Source organism: Bailinhaonella thermotolerans, assembly GCF_003594875.1.
GTDB lineage: Bacteria > Actinomycetota > Actinomycetes > Streptosporangiales > Streptosporangiaceae > Bailinhaonella > Bailinhaonella thermotolerans.
Genome location: NZ_QZEY01000020.1, coordinates 34,897 through 50,538 on the forward strand (window position 1 = coordinate 34,897; position 15,642 = coordinate 50,538).

The following is a 15,642-nucleotide window of genomic DNA, read 5'->3' on the forward strand; positions in this document are numbered from 1 at the left end:
TTTCGCCGGGAGTACAGTGGCGACCACTCCGTAAACGTTTACAGCGGTTGCGGAGGAACGGACTGTAAACGTTTACGGCTGTGGTGGAGGTGAGCCGGCGATGGGCGAAGGGCCGACGATCGGGACGATCGCCGAGCGGGCCGGCGTCTCGACCGCCTCCGTGTCGCGGGTCCTCAACGGCCTGCCCACGCGGCCCGAGACCGTGCGCAAGGTGCTGGCCGCGGCCGACGAGCTGGGGTACGTCCCCAACTCGGCGGCCCGGTCGCTCAAGTCGCGGCGCAGCCACCAGGTGGCGTTCGCCATGGCCGACATCGGCAACCCGGTCTACCTGGAGATGGTCCGGGAGATCCAGCCGGTGCTGAAGGCCGCGGGCTACCGCCTGGTGCTGCACTCGACCGGCGCCGACGTGGCCGAGGAGATCGAGGTGCTGCGCAGCCTCGGCGGACGGTACGCGGACGGGCTCATCCTGATCCCGCTGCGCCTGACCGCCGAGCTGGCCGCCGCCATCTCCGCCGCCCGCGCCCCGGTCGTGGTCATCGGCTCCGTGCCCGAGGAAGCCGGGGTGGACAACGTCCGCACCGACTCGCGCCTCGGCGTGCGGCTCGCCCTCGACCACCTGTACGCCCTGGGACGGCGGCGCATCGCGTTCGTCAACGGCCCGCTCGACACGGTGCCCGGCGCCGCCCGCGCCGCGGCCTACCGTGACGCGCTGGCCGCGCTCGGCCTGCCGTACGACGAGAAGCTCGTCGAGGTCGGCGACTTCTACCGGGCCGAGGGCGCGGCGGCCGTACGGCGGCTGCTGGCCAAGGGCCCGGACGTGGACGCGATCATGTGCGCCAACGACCTGATCGCGCTCGGCGCGCTCGACGTGCTGCGCGAGGCCGGGCTGCGGGTGCCCGAGGACGTCGCCGTGGCCGGGATGGACGACACGGACCTGGCGGCCGGGGCCTGGCCGCCCATCACGAGCGTGTCGCTGGGATCGGCCGAGCGCGGCCGGCGGGCCGCCGAGCTGCTGCTCGCGCGGCTCGCCGACGACGCGTCGGCGAAGGCGCCCCGAAAGGTCGTCTCCGTCCGGCCCGAACTGGTGATCCGCGCCTCGACGAAGGGAGGGACGAGGTGACGACCACGTTGGAGGCCCCGCCCCGCAAGGCCCCGCGGGCCCGTTCCCGCGGGACGGGCGGCGGGCGCGGGCGGCGGGAGATCCTGCTGCTGATGCTGCCGGCCCTGGTGCCGGTGCTGGTGTTCAGCGTGGGGCCGCTGCTGTACGGCATCTACCTGGCGTTCACCGACGCCCGCTCCGGCCGCAACGCCGAGGTGTCGTTCACCGGGCTGGAGAACTTCGGCGACCTGCTCGGCGACGGAGACTTCTGGTCCTCGTTCCGCATCGGCCTGATCTGGGCCGTCTCGGTGACGGTGCTGCAGTTCCTCGCCTCGCTCGGGCTGGCGCTGCTGCTCAACCAGAACCTGCGGCTGCGCGGCCTGGCCCGGGTGCTCGCGCTGGTCCCGTGGGCGATGCCGCCGGTCGTGATCGGCCTGATGTGGCGGCTCGTCTACCACCCCAACGCCGGCATCCTGAACGCCACGCTCCAGGACCTGGGCCTGATCTCGCACAACGTCGACTGGCTCAACGACTTCAGCATCGCGCTCCCGGCGGTGATCGTCGTCGGTGTCTGGACCGGCATGCCGCAGACCACGGTCGTGCTGCTGGCCGCGCTGCAGGGCGTGCCGAAGGAGCTGTACGAGGCCGTGCACGTGGACGGCGCGGGGACCTGGCGGCGGTTCTGGAACATCACCCTGCCGCAGCTCCGCCCGGTGATCGTGGCGATCACCTCGCTCGACTTCGTGTGGAACATCAACCAGTTCGGCCTGGTGTACGTGCTGACGCAGGGCGGGCCCGGGGGCCGTACCCGGCTGCCGATGCTGTTCGCCTACGAGGAGGCGTTCCGCTACGGCTTCTTCGGCTACGCCGCCGCGCTCGGCGTCGCGATCGTCATCGTCGTGCTCGCGGTGCTCGGCGTCTACCTGTGGCGGCAGATGAGGGAGGCGGACTGATGAAAGCCGTGTCGCTGGTCGGGCGGTACGCCGCGCTGATCGCGTACCTGGTCTTCCTGGCGTTCCCGCTCGTGTGGCTGCTGTCCACCTCGCTCAAGCCGCCGCGCGAGATGGTCTCGCTGCACCCGGAGTGGATCCCGGACAGCCCGACGCTGGCGAACTTCGCCGAGGCGTTCAGCGAGCAGGACATCGCCGGCTCCGCCGTGCGCAGCCTGGTCGTGGCGGTGTTCACGGCGCTGCTGACGGTCGTGCTCGCGCTGCCCGCGGCGTACGCGCTGGCCCGCTACCGCTCGACGATCAACAAGATCGCCATCGGGTGGGTGCTGGTGAGCCAGGTGTTCCCGTTCATCCTGATCATCATCCCGCTGTTCATGGTGCTGCGGCGGCTGGAGCTGGCCAACACGCTGGCCGGGCTCACGGTCGTGCACGTCACGTTCGTGCTGCCGTTCGCGCTGTGGATGCTCCAGGGGTATGTCCGCGCGGTGCCGCGCGAGCTGGAGGAGGCCGCGGCCGTGGACGGGGCGGGCCGGCTGCGCGCGCTCCTGTCCGTGGTCGCCCCGCTGCTCGCGCCCGGCGTCGTCGCGACGCTCCTCTTCGCCTTCATCTCGTCCTGGAACGAGTTCCTCTTCGCCCTGGTCGTGCTGAAGGACCCCGACGTGGCGACCCTGCCGCTGACGCTCGTGAAGTTCACGGGCGCGGAGGGCGTCGTCCGGCTCGGGCCGCTCGCCGCCGCGTCGTTGCTGGCGACGATCCCGAGCCTGCTGTTCTTCGCGTTCATCCAGCGCCGTCTCAAGTCCGGCCTCATGGCCGGCGCAGTCAAGGGCTAGGCGTAAGCCGCCCGTTCAGGAGGTGTCCATGCGTCGCAGCGTCAAGACCGCCATGGCGGTCGCCGTCGCCGCGGTCCTCGGCCTGTCCGCCGGTTGCGGCAGCGAGGGCGGCGGAGGCGCGGCCGGGTCCGGCTCCGGGGAGTCCGTGAAGCTGCGGTTCCTCAGCCTGGCCTGGCAGAAGGAGTCCCTCGCCGCCAACAAGGCGCTCGTCGAGGAGTGGAACAAGGCCAACCCCAAGATCCAGGTGGAGTACGTCCAGGGGAGCTGGGACAACGTCAACGACCAGCTCGTCACCGCCTTCGAGGCCGGGGACCCGCCGGACGTCATCCACAACGACTCGCCCGCCCTGGCCGGGTTCGCCGGCCGCGGGTACCTGAGCGACCTGTCCAAGACGCTCCCGGCCGAGCTGAAGAGCGACATCCCGCAGGCCGCCTGGGACACCGTGACGTTCTCCGACGGCAAGGGCGGCCAGGGCGTGTACGGCGTGCCGTTCCTGCAGGAGTCGCAGGTCATCCTGGCCAACAAGAAGCTGCTGGAGGAGGCCAAGGTCCGCATCCCGACCACCGAGGAGCCCTGGACCTGGGACGAGTTCTCCGAGATCGCCAAGAAGCTCACCAAGCCCGGCAAGACCTTCGGCGCCGCGTGGGCGCTGAAGTCGCCGGTCAACCGGGTGCTCAACCTGTCGCTGAACTTCGGCGGCACCTTCTTCCAGGACAACGGCGGCAAGACGACCGTCAAGGTCGGCCCAGAGGAGAAGGAGGTGCTTCAGCGCATCCACGACCAGCTCCACAAGGACAAGTCCGCCGACCCGTCCGCGCTCGGCATGGGCGGCGCCGACCCGCTGCCGGCGTTCTTCGCGGGCAAGTACGCCCTGCTCCCGGCCGGCGTCTTCATGCGCCAGCAGGTCGTCGAGCAGGCCCCCGAGGGCTTCGAGTGGATCACCATCCCGCCGCTCAAGGGCCAGACCGCCCAGCAGGGCGCGGTCTCGCAGACCCTCTCGGTCGCCGCTGACAGCAAGCACCAGGAGGAGGCGATGAAGTTCATCTCCTTCTTCCTGAACGGCCCGAACCAGGCCAAGCTGGCCAAGGGCGACTGGCTCGTGCCCACCAGCCAGTCCGCCGCCAAGGACCCCTCGCTGACCACCGAGGAGAACGGCTGGGCGGTCGCCGCCGCGTCGGCCAAGAACCTCGTCGTCGCGCCGTACCTGAAGGTCAACGGCTTCGACGAGTGGAAGAGCAAGGTGGCCACCCCCACCCTCCAGCAGTACTTCGCCAACAAGATCAGCCTCGACGAGGCGGCGAAGAAGCTGGTGGACGAGGGCAACAAGGTGCTGGAGCGGTACCAGCGGTGACCCCCTCACGGAGCCGCGCGCGCGGGTGCCTCCTCGGCCTGGCGGTCGGGGACGCGCTCGGGCGCCCGGCCGAGAACCTCACCCCCGGGCAGATCGAGGCCCGCTGGGGCCGGCTGACGGAGATCGAGCCGGGCGGCGGGACCGACGACACCGAGTACACCATCTTCGCCGCGTCGCTCCTGACCCGGCACGGCGGGGCGCTGACGCCCGAGGACGTCGTGGCGGCCTACCGCGAGCAGATCCTGCCGTACGCCGGCGGCCCGATGAAGGGGGCCGGATTCTCCGAGCGCGGCGCCGTGCAGGCGATGCGGCGCGGGTTCGCCCCGCCGCTGACCGGCCGGTGGCACCCGCACGGCTGGTCCGACGGCCTGGCCATGCGGGCCGCGCCGTACGGGATCTTCGCGACGGGGAACCCGGCCGAGGCGGCGCGCCTGGTCGCCGTGGACGGGTCGGTGAGCAACGCCGGCGAGGGCGTCCACGGGGGCGCGGCCGTCGCCGCGGCGGTGGCCGTGGCCATGACCGGCGCCCCCGTGGACGAGGTGGTCGCGGCGGGGATCGACGCGGTGCCCGCCGACTCCTGGACCGGGCGGAACCTGCGGGCCGTCGCGGACGGCGGCGACCCCGCGGGCGTGATCGCCGTCCACTACCCGTGGACCGACCTCGCCCCGGAGGCCGTCGCGCTGGCCTTCCACGCCTACCTGGCGGGCGGCGGCGAGGTGTTCGAGAGCGTCACCACCGCCGCCAACCTGGGCCGGGACGCCGACACGACCGCCGCCATCGCGGGCGCGCTCGCGGGGGCCGGCCGCGGGGAGGAGGGCGTGCCCGAGCGCTGGCGGGCCGAGATCGGCCCGGCCTCCGGGAAGTGCCTGCCCGCGGTCGCCGGGAGACACGTGCGCGACGTGGCCGACGAGCTCGTCCAGGCCGCTTCCAGAGAAAGGGGATAGACGGTGCCATCGGGGGACAGGGCGGATAGAGTCCGCGGCGCCTTCATCGGCCTGGCGATCGGCGACGCGGCGGGCTGGCCCGCCGTACGGCACCGCTCGCTGGTCATGGCGCCGTGGAGCCGCCGCCTGCGCCGCGAGCTCGACGTCTTCGCCGAGGAACACCAGGTCACCACGTTGCCGGTGCCGTTCGCGCTCAACCTCCCGGTCGAGCCGCTGGCGGTCGGCCCCTCCGACGACGCCGAATGGCTCGCCTGGACGGCCCTCCGCCTCGCCGAGGCCCGCGACGGGGCCGCGCCCGGCCGCGAGGCCGACGACGGCGGCTCCCCTGCGCCGTACCGGATGCCCGGGATCGGCGGCGAGCGGTGGCTCGCGGGCTACCGGGACCTGGCCGGGCGGGACGACCTGCGGGTGCGCATCTCGGTGCGCAACGCGCTGGACAACCTGGGGCGCGGCGTGGAGCCCCCGGCGAGCGGGCACGACAACCCGCACTTCTTCGACGACGCGGCGGCCGTGCGCGCCGTGGCGTTCGGCGCCGGGCACACCGACCCGGTGGCCGCCGCCCGCGCCGACGCCGTGATCACCAACGCGGAGGACGGCGTGCACGGCGCCGCCGCGATCGCCGCCGCCGTCGCGCTGCTCGCGGGCGGCGCGACGGTGGGGGAGGCCGTGGACGCGGCGGTCGCCGAGCTGCCCGAGGGCGGTGTGATCAGGCACGCCGTGCTCACCGCGCTCGACGCGGCCCGCGCGGCGGGCGGCGCGTTCGCCGCGGTGCCCGCGCTCGACGCCGCCCTCGACGACCACGTCTACAGCTACGGCGTGAGCGCGGCCCAGACCGTGGCCGTCGCGCTCGCGCTCACCGACGCCTCGCGGGGCCGGCTGGCCGAGGCGGTGCCGGCCGCCGCGTGCCTGCCCGCCTTCGCCGACTCCGCCCCCGCCCTGACCGGGGCGCTCACCGGGGCCGCCACCGGATACGCCGCGCTGCCCGAGGGCTGGCGGGAGACGGCCCGCCCGCTGCTCGGGTGCGGCCTGCCCGACCTGGCCGGCGCGGACCTGCTCGCCATCGCGGACCGACTCATTGGAGGAGAACGCTCATGCTGACGCCGCTGCAGGACAAGGCCGTGGGGTGCCTGACGGCCGCCGCGGTCGGGGACGCGCTCGGGGGAGCGACGGAGGGATGGACGCCGGAGCAGATCCAGCGGCGGTACGGCGGGCGCGTCACCGGGATCGTGCCGCCGTACTTCGAGGACTGGCGCAACGCGCGCCCCATCGCGCCGTACCACAAGGGCGACGGGCACGTCACCGACGACACCCTGATGACCCACGCGCTGGTCCGGGTGTACGAGCGGGTGGGCGGGCATCTCGACGCCTACGCCGCCGAGCACCTCGTGCGCGAGATGATGGGCGAGAAGCGGTGGATCCCGGAACTGGAGGCCGAGGCGCTGCCGCTCCAGCGGGTCTTCCTCGCCGAGAAGTGGATCGCGCTGCGCGTCCACTACGGCCACGTGGACCCGCGTGAGGCCGGGGTCGGCAACATCGTCAACTGCGGCGCCGCGATGTACATGGCGCCGGTCGGCGTGGTCAACGCCGCCGACCCCGACGGGGCGTACGCCGAGGCGATCGACCTGGCGGGCGCGCACCAGTCCAGCTACGGCCGGGAGGCCGCCGGCGTGCTGGCCGCCGCCGTGGCCGAGGCGATGCGCCCCGGCGCCACCGCCGACAGCGTGGTCGCCGCCTGCGTACGGCTGGCGCGCGACGGGACGAGGGCCGCGATCGAGGCCGTGTGCGACAAGGCGCGGGAGTACTCCCACTGGGAGGGCTCGTTCGAAGGGCTGCGCGCGGCGATGAAGCCGTACGACACCGTGGGCGAGGACTACCGCGACCAGGGCCTGGGGGCGCGCCGCCCGAGCCGGCTGCACAGCATCGAGGAACTGCCCCTGGCGCTGGCGTTCCTGCTGATCGCGGGCGGCGACGTGCGCGAGACCATCCTCGGCGGCGTCAACTACGGCCGCGACGCCGACTCCATCGCGAGCATGGGCGGGGCCATCGCCGGCGCCCTGGGCGGCGCGGACGCGGTGCCCGCGGACTGGCGCGAGGACGTGGCCCGCGCCAGCCGGCTGGACCTGACCGCCCCGGGCCTGGCCATCGCCGCCGTGGCCGAGCGCGTCCGGGCCGAGGACCTGGCCCGGCACACGGCCAGGGAGAAGGCCTTCGCCGAACTGCTGGCCGAGCCGCTGTCCGAGCCGCTGTCCGGGGACCGCTGATGCGGCTGACCTGGGTGCAGCCCGAGGACCTCGTCGGGCACGAGCTGCGGCAGGCCGGGCAGGACGGGCGCGACCCGGACGCGGTCGCCGCTATCGCCGCCCGGTGGAGCGCGGCCGGGGGGCACGGCGCCCCGCCGCGCGCGGGGGCCTCGCCCGAGCCCCGCACGCCCGAGGAGCGGGAGCGCAACGCGCGCCTGCGGCGGCTCGCCGAGGACCTGCTCGACGAGCTGGCCGCCCTGCCCTCGGCGTACGCCGCCGACGAGCCCGACGACCTCGACGCGATCCTGGCCCTCGCGCCGGCCGGCGCGGACGGCGGGCTCCCCGGCCCGCGGAACCTGACAGAGGGGGAGGTTCCGCGGGCCGACCGGGTGCTCGGCGCGTGGCTGGGCCGGGCCGCCGGCTGCGTGCTGGGCAAGCCGGTGGAGAAGATCCCGCGCGAGGGCATCCGCGAGATCGCCGAGGCGACCGGGAACTGGCCGATCAGGACCTGGTTCACCGCCCGCGGCCTGCCCGCCGACATCGCGGAGCGGTGGCCGTGGAACCGGCGCAGCGCCGTCAACTCGCTCGCCGAGAACATCGACGGCACCCCCGAGGACGACGACCTGAACTTCCCGCTGCTCGCGCTCGCGCTCCTGGAACGGCACGGCGCCGGCTTCACCACCGGCGACGTGGCGCAGATGTGGCTCGACGAGCTGCCCGGCGGGCGGGTGTTCACCGCCGAGCGGGTGGCCTACCGCAACCTGCTGCTCGGGCTGACCCCGCCCGACACCGCCACCTGGCGCAACCCGTTCCGCGAGTGGATCGGCGCGCAGATCAGGACCGACGTGTACGGCTGGGCCAACCCCGGCGACCCGGTGGCGGCGGCCCGCCTCGCCCACCGCGACGCCCGCCTCAGCCACACCGCCAACGGGATCTACGGCGCCATGTTCGCCGCCGCGATGTGCGCCTCCGCGCTGGTCGCGGCCTCGGTGGACGAGGTCGTCGAGGCCGGCCTGTCGGTCGTGCCGCCCCGGTCGCGCCTGGCGGTCGCCGTACGGCGGGCCGTGGAGCACGCGCGGTCGGAGCCGGACTTCGAGAAGGTCGTGGACGGGCTCCACGCCCGCCACGGGGACCTGCACTGGGTCCACACGATCAACAACGCCGCGCTGGTGGCCGCCGCGCTCGTGCACGCCCGCGGCGACTTCACGGCCTCGATCGCGAACGCCGTCGCCGGGGGCTGGGACACCGACTCCGACGGCGCGACCGTGGGCTCGGTCGCCGGCGCGCTGATCGGGGCGCGGGAGATCCCGGCGGCCTGGACGGCGCCGCTGCGCCACCGGCTGGCGAGCAGCCTCACCGGATTCGACGGGATCGGCTTCGAGGAGCTGGCCGCGCGCACGGCGGCGCTGGCCGCGGGAGGTGCGTCATGACCGCGATCGCGGTGTTCGGCAGCGCGAACATGGACCTGGTCGCCTACGTCCCCGCCGCGCCCCGGAGCGGCGAGACCGTGACCGGGCGGGAGTTCCGCACGATCCCGGGCGGCAAGGGGGCCAACCAGGCGGTGGCAGCCGCCCGCGCCGGGGCGTCGGTGGTGTTCCTCGGCGCGGTCGGCGACGACGAGTTCGGGCCGCGCCTGCGCGAGACGCTGGACCACGCCGGGGTGGACGTGCGGCGGCTGCGCACCGTGCCGGGGGCCTCGGGGGTCGCCCACATCGTCGTGGACGACAACGGCGGCAACCGGATCATCGTGATCCCGGGCGCGAACGGGTCCGTCACCGGCCTGGACGACGCCGATGTCGCGGCCCTGCGCGGCTGCGACGCCCTGCTGCTCCAGCTCGAACTGCCGATGGAGGCCGTCCTGGCCGGGGCCCGGGCCGGGCGGGCGGCCGGCGTGCCCGTCGTGCTCACGCCCGCGCCCGCCCGGGAACTGCCCGCCGACCTGCTCGCCGACGTGGACCTGCTCATCCCCAACGAGCACGAGGCCGCCGCGATCACCGGGGCCGGCGAGCCCCGGGCCGCGCTGGCGGCGCTGCTGGAGCGGGTGCCCGAGGTGGCCCTCACGATGGGGGAGCGCGGCGTGCTGTACGGCTCGCGCGGGGCCGAGCCGCTGCACGTGCCCGCCGTACCCGTGCGGGCGGTGGACACGACGGCGGCGGGGGACACGTTCGCGGGCGCGCTCGCGGTGGCCCGCGCCGAGGGGCGTGCGCCGGCCGAGGCGCTGCGTTTCGCCACGGCCGCCGCCGCGCTGTCGGTCCAGCGGCACGGTGCGAGCACCTCGATGCCGTCCCGCGCGGAGATCGACGCGGCGCTGTCGCCGCGTCCGGGGGAGAGGAGCTGATCATGGCCGGACCGCTGGAGGGCGTGCGCGTCCTCGACCTGGCGACGCTGTTCGCCGGGCCGATGGCGGCGATGTTCCTCGGCGACTTCGGGGCCGAGGTGATCAAGGTCGAGCATCCGTCCCGCCCGGACCCCTCGCGGGGACACGGCGCGGTCAAGGACGGGGTCGGCCTGTGGTGGAAGGTGCTGGGCCGCAACAAGCGCGCGATCACGCTCAACCTGTCCACGCCGGAGGGCCAGGACCTGCTGGTCGAGCTGGCCCGCTCCGCGGACGTCATCATCGAGAACTTCCGCCCCGGGACGCTGGAGCGCTGGAACCTCGGCTACGACCGGCTGCGCGAGGCCAACCCCGGCCTCGTCCTGGCCCGGGTGACCGGGTTCGGCCAGTACGGCCCGTACGCCCGGCGGCCCGGGTTCGGCACGCTCGCCGAGGCGATGAGCGGTTTCGCCGCGATGACGGGGGAGCCCGACGGCCCGCCGACGCTGCCGCCGTTCGGGCTGGCCGACGGCATCGCCGCGCTCGCCACGGCGTACGCCGTCATGACCGCGCTGCGCTCCCGCGACGCCACCGGGACCGGCCAGGTCGTGGACCTGGCGATCATCGAGCCGATCCTGACCGTGCTGGGCGCGCAGCCCACGGCGTACGACCAGCTCGGGATCGTCCCGCCGCGCACCGGCAACCGGTCGGTGAACAACGCGCCGCGTAACACCTACCGCTGCTCCGACGGGTCCTGGGTGGCGGTCTCCACCTCCTCCCAGAACATCGCCGAGCGGGTGATGCGCCTGGTCGGACGGCCCGACGTGGTGGACGAGCCGTGGTTCGCCACCGGGGCGGGCCGCGTGGAGCACGGCGAGGAGCTGGACGCGGCGGTGGCCGCCTGGGTGGCGCGGCACACCCGCGAGGAGGTGCTCGCCGCCTTCGAGGCCGCCGAGGCCGCGGTCGCGCCGATCTACGACGTGCGCGACGTCATGGCCGATCCGCAGTTCGCGGCGCTGGACACGCTCACCTCGGTGCCCGACCCCGAGCTAGGCTCGGTCCGCATGCAGAACGTGCTGTTCCGCCTGTCGGAGACCCCCGGCGGCATCCGCTGGGCCGGCCGTCCCCACGGCGCGGACACCGGCGAGGTGCTGGGCGCGCTCGGCGTGCCGGAGGCCGAGCTGGCGGCGCTGCGGGAGAAGGGGGTGATCTGAGTGCCTCCGCTCACCCTGCTGTACGTCCCGGCGGACCGTCCCGACCGGATGCGCAAGGCCCTGGACTCGGCCGCCGACGTCGTGATCCTCGACCTGGAGGACGCGGTCAGCCCGGCCCACAAGGACCAGGCCCGCGCGGAGGTGTTCACCCTGCTGCACCGGCTGACCGCGGGCGGCGTACGGCGGGCCGTGCAGGTCCGCGTCAACGACGTGCGCGGGGAGACGGGCCGGACGGACCTGGCGGTGCTGGCCGCCTGCGCCGAGGCCGCGCGCCGGGCGCGCGAGGAGGCCGCCGCCGGGGGTGGCGCGCCGGGTGAGCCCGTTGAGGGTGAGGCGGCCGGCGGGGAGGCGGGGGACGGTGGGCGGCCGTGGTTCGAGGTGCGCCTGCCGAAGGTCGAGAGCGCCGCGCAGGTCCAGGAGGTGGCCGACCGGCTGCCCGGGGTGCGCCTGCACCCGCTGCTGGAGTCGGCGATCGGCATCGAGCGGGCCTACGAGATCGCCTCGGCCTCCCCTGCGGTCGCGAGCATCGCCCTGGGGGAGGCCGACCTGTCGGCCGAGCTGGGGGTGAGCGACGACGCCGGGCTGCTCTACGCCCGCTCCCGGATCGTCGTGGCCGCCCGCGCCGCCGGCCTGCCCGCCCCCGCCCAGTCCGTGTACCCGAGGGTGCGCGACCTGGACGGCCTGCGCGACTCCTGCCTGGAAGGCCGCAGGCTGGGCTTCCTCGGCCGTACCGCCATCCACCCCGCCCAGCTCCCGGTGATCGCCGAGGCATACCGCCCGACCCCGGAGGAGATCGCCCGCGCCCGCGAGATCGTCGAGGCCGCCGCCCGGGCCGAAGAGACCGGCACCGGCGCGCTCGCCCTCCCCGACGGCCGCTTCGTCGACATCGCCATAGTCCGGGCCGCCGAACGCACCCTCGCCCTGGCACCCCCCACCTGACCACCCCGCCTGCCCGTGACTCCGGGCCCGCGGCGCACCTGCGCGGCGGCCGGATGCCTTGCGGCCGCGCCCCGGCCGGTGCGGGAATCCGCGTGGACCCGCGCGCGTCACAGGGGGCGCAGGTGTTCGATCGTGACGCGGTGCCGTTCGCCGAGGCGCCGGGCGATCAGCGAGCGGTGGCAGGCCTCCGGGTCGCGCTCGACGCAGAGCAGGGCCGTTCTCCCGCCGGCGGCCAGTGCCGAGACGATCGGGGTGAGGTCGGCGGCGTCGAGGATCTCGCTCGTGTAGCGGCGGACGTACTCGGGGGCCAGCTCCCCGCGCGAGCGCTTGCCGACCCCCTGACGGGCGTCCTCGGCGTACTGGAGTCGGCGCAGTTCGGTGGTCGGGGCCAGGCCGAGGTGGTGCTCGTAGCCGATCCCGGCCCGGGCGAGGGCCGCCTGCAGCCGGAGCGAGTTCGCCCAGGCGTACTCCGGCCCGCGCACACCGCGCCGCTGGCGTACGTCGAGGAGCAGGCGCACGTCCGCCTGCCGCAGCCGGTCCAGGAAGGACTCGCCGTCGAAGCCGTACACGCCGATCGTCACCATTTCGAGCATCGGGATCACCTCCTGTCCGCCGCCCGTGCCGCCTCCGGCGCACCTGCCGGAGGCGGCGGGGTCGCGTCACGCGACGGCGGTTCCCTCGAGTTCGACCATCAGGGTGGGGATCGCCAGCCGCGTCACGCCGAGCATCGTGGTCGCGGGCGCGACCCCGGCGGCGCCCAGCCGCGCGGCCAGCACGCCGTAGTGCTGGAAGAGCAGGTCCACGTCGGTGGTGTAGACGTTGAGCCGGACGAGGTTCGCCAGGGACATCCCGCCCTCGGCGAGCACGGCCTCCAGGTTGTCCAGGCTCAGCGCCAGTTGCGCCGCCATGTCGCCGTCATGCCGGGGCTTGCCCTCGCCGCTCATCGCGGTCTGCCCCGAGCAGTACAGGGTCCGGGTCTGCCCGGAGACGACCTCCCCCTGGTTGTACCCCAGCTCGACCGACCACGCCCACGGGTTGACAGCGGTTCGATCCATAGCCATATCAGCTCCATTCGATTGCGTCGGGATCGCGTACGCCAGGGGCCCCGCCGCCCGGCGTCGCGCTGAAAAGCCTCCCAGCGAATCACGACATCCTGTGTCGTGTATTTCTGTAGAGTTTCCGCATGCGCGCCGACCGGCTGGTCTCGCTGGTGCTGCTGCTGCGGCAGCACGGCCGGATGACCGCGGCCGCGCTCGCCCGCGAGCTGGAGGTGTCCACCCGCACCGTGCTCCGCGACATCGAGGCGCTGTCGGCGGCGGGCGTCCCGGTCTACGCCGAACGCGGGCGGCACGGCGGGTTCGCGCTGCTGCCCGGTTTCCACACCGAGCTCACCGGGCTGACCCACGAGGAGGCCCTCGCCCTGCTGATCGCCGGGTCGCGGCGCGGCGCGCAGGCGTTCGGCCTCGGCTCGGCGCTCGCCTCGGCGATGCTCAAGGTCGTCGACGCGCTGCCCGAGAGCTACCGGGCCATCGCCGCCGGGGCGGCCGAGCGACTGCTGATCGACCCCGAGACCGACCTCCTCTCGCGCCGGCTGGCCGCCGAGGAGGTGCCGGACGCCGTCATGGCCGAGGTCCGCCGCGCGGTGCTCGCGGGGCACAAGCTGCGCATCCACTACGCCGCCGTGGGCCAGGCCCCGCGGTGGCGCACGGTGGACCCGATCGGCCTGGTCACCGTGCGCGACCAGGGCTACCTGCTGGCCTCCAGATCCGGCGAGGACCGCACCTACCGGCTGTCCCGGATCGCGGCCGCCGAGGAGCTCCCCGAGCCCGCCGAGCGGCCGGACCGGGTCGACCTGGACCGGGCCTGGCGGGAACGCGGCCGGCGGTTCCGCACCGGCGGCGACCAGGTCACCGTGCTGGTACGGCTGCGCCCGGCGCGGCGGGAGGAACTGGTGGGCACCGCGCTGGCCGTTCTCACCGAGGAGACGGACGCGGACGGCCTGCTCCGGATGGAGGTGACCTTCCAGGACTCGCGGCACGCCGTGTGGGCGCTGTGGCAGCTCAGCGCGGACGCGGAGGCCCTGGCCCCGGAGTGGTTGCGCGCCTCCCTGCGCGACCGCGCCGCCGCGATCGCCGCCCGCTACGGCGCGTCCGGCTCACCGGCGTGATCGGGGCGGCCCCGTCCGCCGCGGACGGCGCGGCGGAGCCACGCTAGGCGCTCGCGCAGGGCACGCTCCCCGCCGTGCTCCGTGGGGCGGTAGTAGTCCCTCCCCACCAGCTCGTCCGGCGGGTACTGCTGCGCCAGGACCCCTTCAGGGCCGGCGTGGGGGTAGCGGTAGCCGATGCCGTTGCCCAGCTCCCCGGCGCCCGCGTAGCGGCTGTACCGCAGGTGGGCGGGCACCTCGCCGACCGCGCCCGCGCGGACGTCGGACATGGCCTCGTCGATGCCGGCGATCACCGCGTTCGACTTCGGCGCCATGGCCAGGTGCACGGTGGCCTGCGCCAGGGCGAGGCGGGCCTCGGGCATCCCGATCAACTGGACGGTCTGGGCGGCGGCGACGGCCGCCTGCAGCGCGGTGGGGTCGGCCAGCCCGACGTCCTCGCTCGCGTGCACGATCAGCCGCCGGGCGATGAACCGCGGGTCCTCCCCGGCCACGAGCATGCGGGCCAGGTAGTGCAGCGCGGCGTCGGGGTCCGAGCCGCGGATCGACTTGATGAACGCGCTGATGACGTCGTGGTGCTGGTCGCCCTGCCGGTCGTAGCGCACGGTGACCTCGGTGACGGCCAGCTCCACGGCCGGCACGTCGATCACCGAGCCGCCCGTGCCGGCCAGCCCGTCGGCGCACGCCTCCAGCGCGGTCAGCGCGCTGCGGGCGTCGCCCGCGGCGAGGCGCGCCAGGGCTTCCTCGGCCTCGGCCGTCAGCGAGACCGAGCCGCCGAGGCCGCGCGGGTCCTTCACCGCGCGGCGCAGCAGTTCGCGCACGTCGTCCTCGGTCAGCGACCGGAGCTGCAGCACGAGCAGCCGCGACAGCAGCGGCGACACCACCGAGAACGACGGGTTCTCCGTGGTGGCCGCCACGAGCACCACGACGCGGTCCTCGACGGCCCCGAGCAGCGCGTCCTGCTGGGTCTTGGAGAAGCGGTGCACCTCGTCGATGAACAGCACGGTCGGCCGGGCGCGGCGGCGCGCGTCGCCGATCACCTCGCGTAGTTCCCGCACCCCGCTGGTCAGCGCCGACAGGGCGGCGAAGTGCCGGGTGCCCGCGGTGGCGAGCAGGCGCGCGATCGTGGTCTTACCGGTGCCCGGCGGGCCGTACAGCAGCACCGACGCCGCGGCCCCGCCCTCGACCAGCCGCCGCAGCGGCGCGCCGGGACGCAGCAGGTGGTCCTGGCCGACGACCTCGTCGAGCGTGCGCGGCCGCATCCGCACCGCCAGCGGCGCCCCGGCCCCCGCCCGCTCCGCCGGCGAGGCACCGGACGCCGCGGCACCCGGCGCCCGGGAACCGGACGCTGCGGAGCCGGACGACTTGGAGCCCGATGCCGCGGAGCCGGACGACTTGGAGCCGGACGACTTGGAGCCGGACGCCCGGGAGCCGGACGACGGGGTCGCGGACGGCGGAGCATCGGGCAACTCGAACAGCCCCTCGGCCTCGACCGCCACCGCGCCCCCCTCCAGTCGGCCGACCGTGATTCAAGCACAACCCGGCGATCACCCACGAATCACCGCGGAGCGCGCCGCAGGCGATGACGTTTCGACGAGGA

15 protein-coding genes are annotated in these 15,642 nt (G+C 74.7%); 12 read left to right on the forward strand and 3 right to left on the reverse strand.

Going from position 1 to position 15,642, the window contains the following annotated elements; all coding sequences use genetic code 11:
- Positions 1 to 100: 100 nt before the first annotated feature.
- The 11 genes from D5H75_RS33780 to D5H75_RS33830 are packed head-to-tail and all read left to right on the forward strand — an operon-like array spanning position 101 to position 11,881.
- The gene (locus tag D5H75_RS33780) at positions 101 to 1,120 is read left to right on the forward strand and encodes a LacI family DNA-binding transcriptional regulator (protein ID WP_119930658.1); all 1,020 of its coding nucleotides are present in this window, start codon (positions 101 to 103) and stop codon (positions 1,118 to 1,120) included.
- Positions 1,117 to 2,052, forward strand: a complete 936-nt coding sequence (locus D5H75_RS33785) for a carbohydrate ABC transporter permease (protein ID WP_242454667.1) — start codon at positions 1,117 to 1,119, stop codon at positions 2,050 to 2,052. The genes D5H75_RS33780 and D5H75_RS33785 overlap by 4 nt, the downstream gene beginning before the upstream one ends.
- Entirely contained in the window at positions 2,052 to 2,879 is an 828-nt protein-coding gene (locus tag D5H75_RS33790) for a carbohydrate ABC transporter permease (protein WP_119930659.1), read from the forward strand. Before D5H75_RS33785 ends, D5H75_RS33790 begins: the two co-directional genes overlap by 1 nt.
- Before the next feature lie 28 nt (positions 2,880 to 2,907).
- Positions 2,908 to 4,230, forward strand: a complete 1,323-nt coding sequence (locus tag D5H75_RS33795) for an ABC transporter substrate-binding protein (RefSeq protein WP_119930660.1) — start codon at positions 2,908 to 2,910, stop codon at positions 4,228 to 4,230.
- On the forward strand, positions 4,227 to 5,174 hold the full coding sequence (locus D5H75_RS33800) for an ADP-ribosylglycohydrolase family protein (RefSeq protein ID WP_119930661.1): 948 nt from the start codon (positions 4,227 to 4,229) through the stop codon (positions 5,172 to 5,174). Before D5H75_RS33795 ends, D5H75_RS33800 begins: the two co-directional genes overlap by 4 nt.
- Before the next feature lie 3 nt (positions 5,175 to 5,177).
- Positions 5,178 to 6,272 carry an ADP-ribosylglycohydrolase family protein gene (locus D5H75_RS33805; protein WP_119930662.1) on the forward strand — a complete coding sequence of 365 codons (1,095 nt, stop codon included), beginning with the start codon at positions 5,178 to 5,180 and terminating at the stop codon, positions 6,270 to 6,272.
- Positions 6,266 to 7,435 carry an ADP-ribosylglycohydrolase family protein gene (locus D5H75_RS33810; protein ID WP_119930663.1) on the forward strand — a complete coding sequence of 390 codons (1,170 nt, stop codon included), beginning with the start codon at positions 6,266 to 6,268 and terminating at the stop codon, positions 7,433 to 7,435. Before D5H75_RS33805 ends, D5H75_RS33810 begins: the two co-directional genes overlap by 7 nt.
- A complete protein-coding gene (locus tag D5H75_RS33815; RefSeq protein WP_119930664.1) occupies positions 7,435 to 8,844 on the forward strand; it encodes an ADP-ribosylglycohydrolase family protein in 1,410 nt (469 codons plus the stop codon). Before D5H75_RS33810 ends, D5H75_RS33815 begins: the two co-directional genes overlap by 1 nt.
- The gene (gene rbsK, locus D5H75_RS33820) at positions 8,841 to 9,752 is read left to right on the forward strand and encodes a ribokinase (protein WP_119930665.1); all 912 of its coding nucleotides are present in this window, start codon (positions 8,841 to 8,843) and stop codon (positions 9,750 to 9,752) included. Before D5H75_RS33815 ends, rbsK begins: the two co-directional genes overlap by 4 nt.
- A 2-nt stretch (positions 9,753 to 9,754) precedes the next feature.
- On the forward strand, positions 9,755 to 10,942 hold the full coding sequence (locus D5H75_RS33825) for a CaiB/BaiF CoA transferase family protein (RefSeq protein ID WP_119930666.1): 1,188 nt from the start codon (positions 9,755 to 9,757) through the stop codon (positions 10,940 to 10,942).
- A complete protein-coding gene (locus tag D5H75_RS33830; protein ID WP_202638770.1) occupies positions 10,943 to 11,881 on the forward strand; it encodes an HpcH/HpaI aldolase/citrate lyase family protein in 939 nt (312 codons plus the stop codon).
- 107 nt (positions 11,882 to 11,988) lie between these two features.
- Here D5H75_RS33830 and D5H75_RS33835 read toward each other — a convergent pair whose 3' ends face one another.
- Together D5H75_RS33835 and D5H75_RS33840 are read right to left on the reverse strand one after the other, a co-directional pair.
- Positions 11,989 to 12,474, reverse strand: a complete 486-nt coding sequence (locus D5H75_RS33835; RefSeq protein ID WP_119930667.1) for a DUF488 domain-containing protein — start codon at positions 12,472 to 12,474, stop codon at positions 11,989 to 11,991.
- 66 nt (positions 12,475 to 12,540) lie between these two features.
- Entirely contained in the window at positions 12,541 to 12,936 is a 396-nt protein-coding gene (locus D5H75_RS33840) for a RidA family protein (RefSeq protein ID WP_119930668.1), read from the reverse strand.
- Between the two features lie 128 nt (positions 12,937 to 13,064).
- On the opposite strand from D5H75_RS33840, the gene D5H75_RS33845 reads away from it, so the two are divergent.
- Positions 13,065 to 14,048 carry a helix-turn-helix transcriptional regulator gene (locus D5H75_RS33845; protein WP_119930669.1) on the forward strand — a complete coding sequence of 328 codons (984 nt, stop codon included), beginning with the start codon at positions 13,065 to 13,067 and terminating at the stop codon, positions 14,046 to 14,048.
- On the opposite strand, the gene D5H75_RS33850 is transcribed toward D5H75_RS33845, so the two are convergent.
- A complete protein-coding gene (locus tag D5H75_RS33850) occupies positions 14,021 to 15,304 on the reverse strand; it encodes a replication-associated recombination protein A (protein WP_119930777.1) in 1,284 nt (427 codons plus the stop codon). The two genes, D5H75_RS33845 and D5H75_RS33850, sit on opposite strands and share 28 nt — an antisense overlap.
- Positions 15,305 to 15,642: the final 338 nt, after the last annotated feature.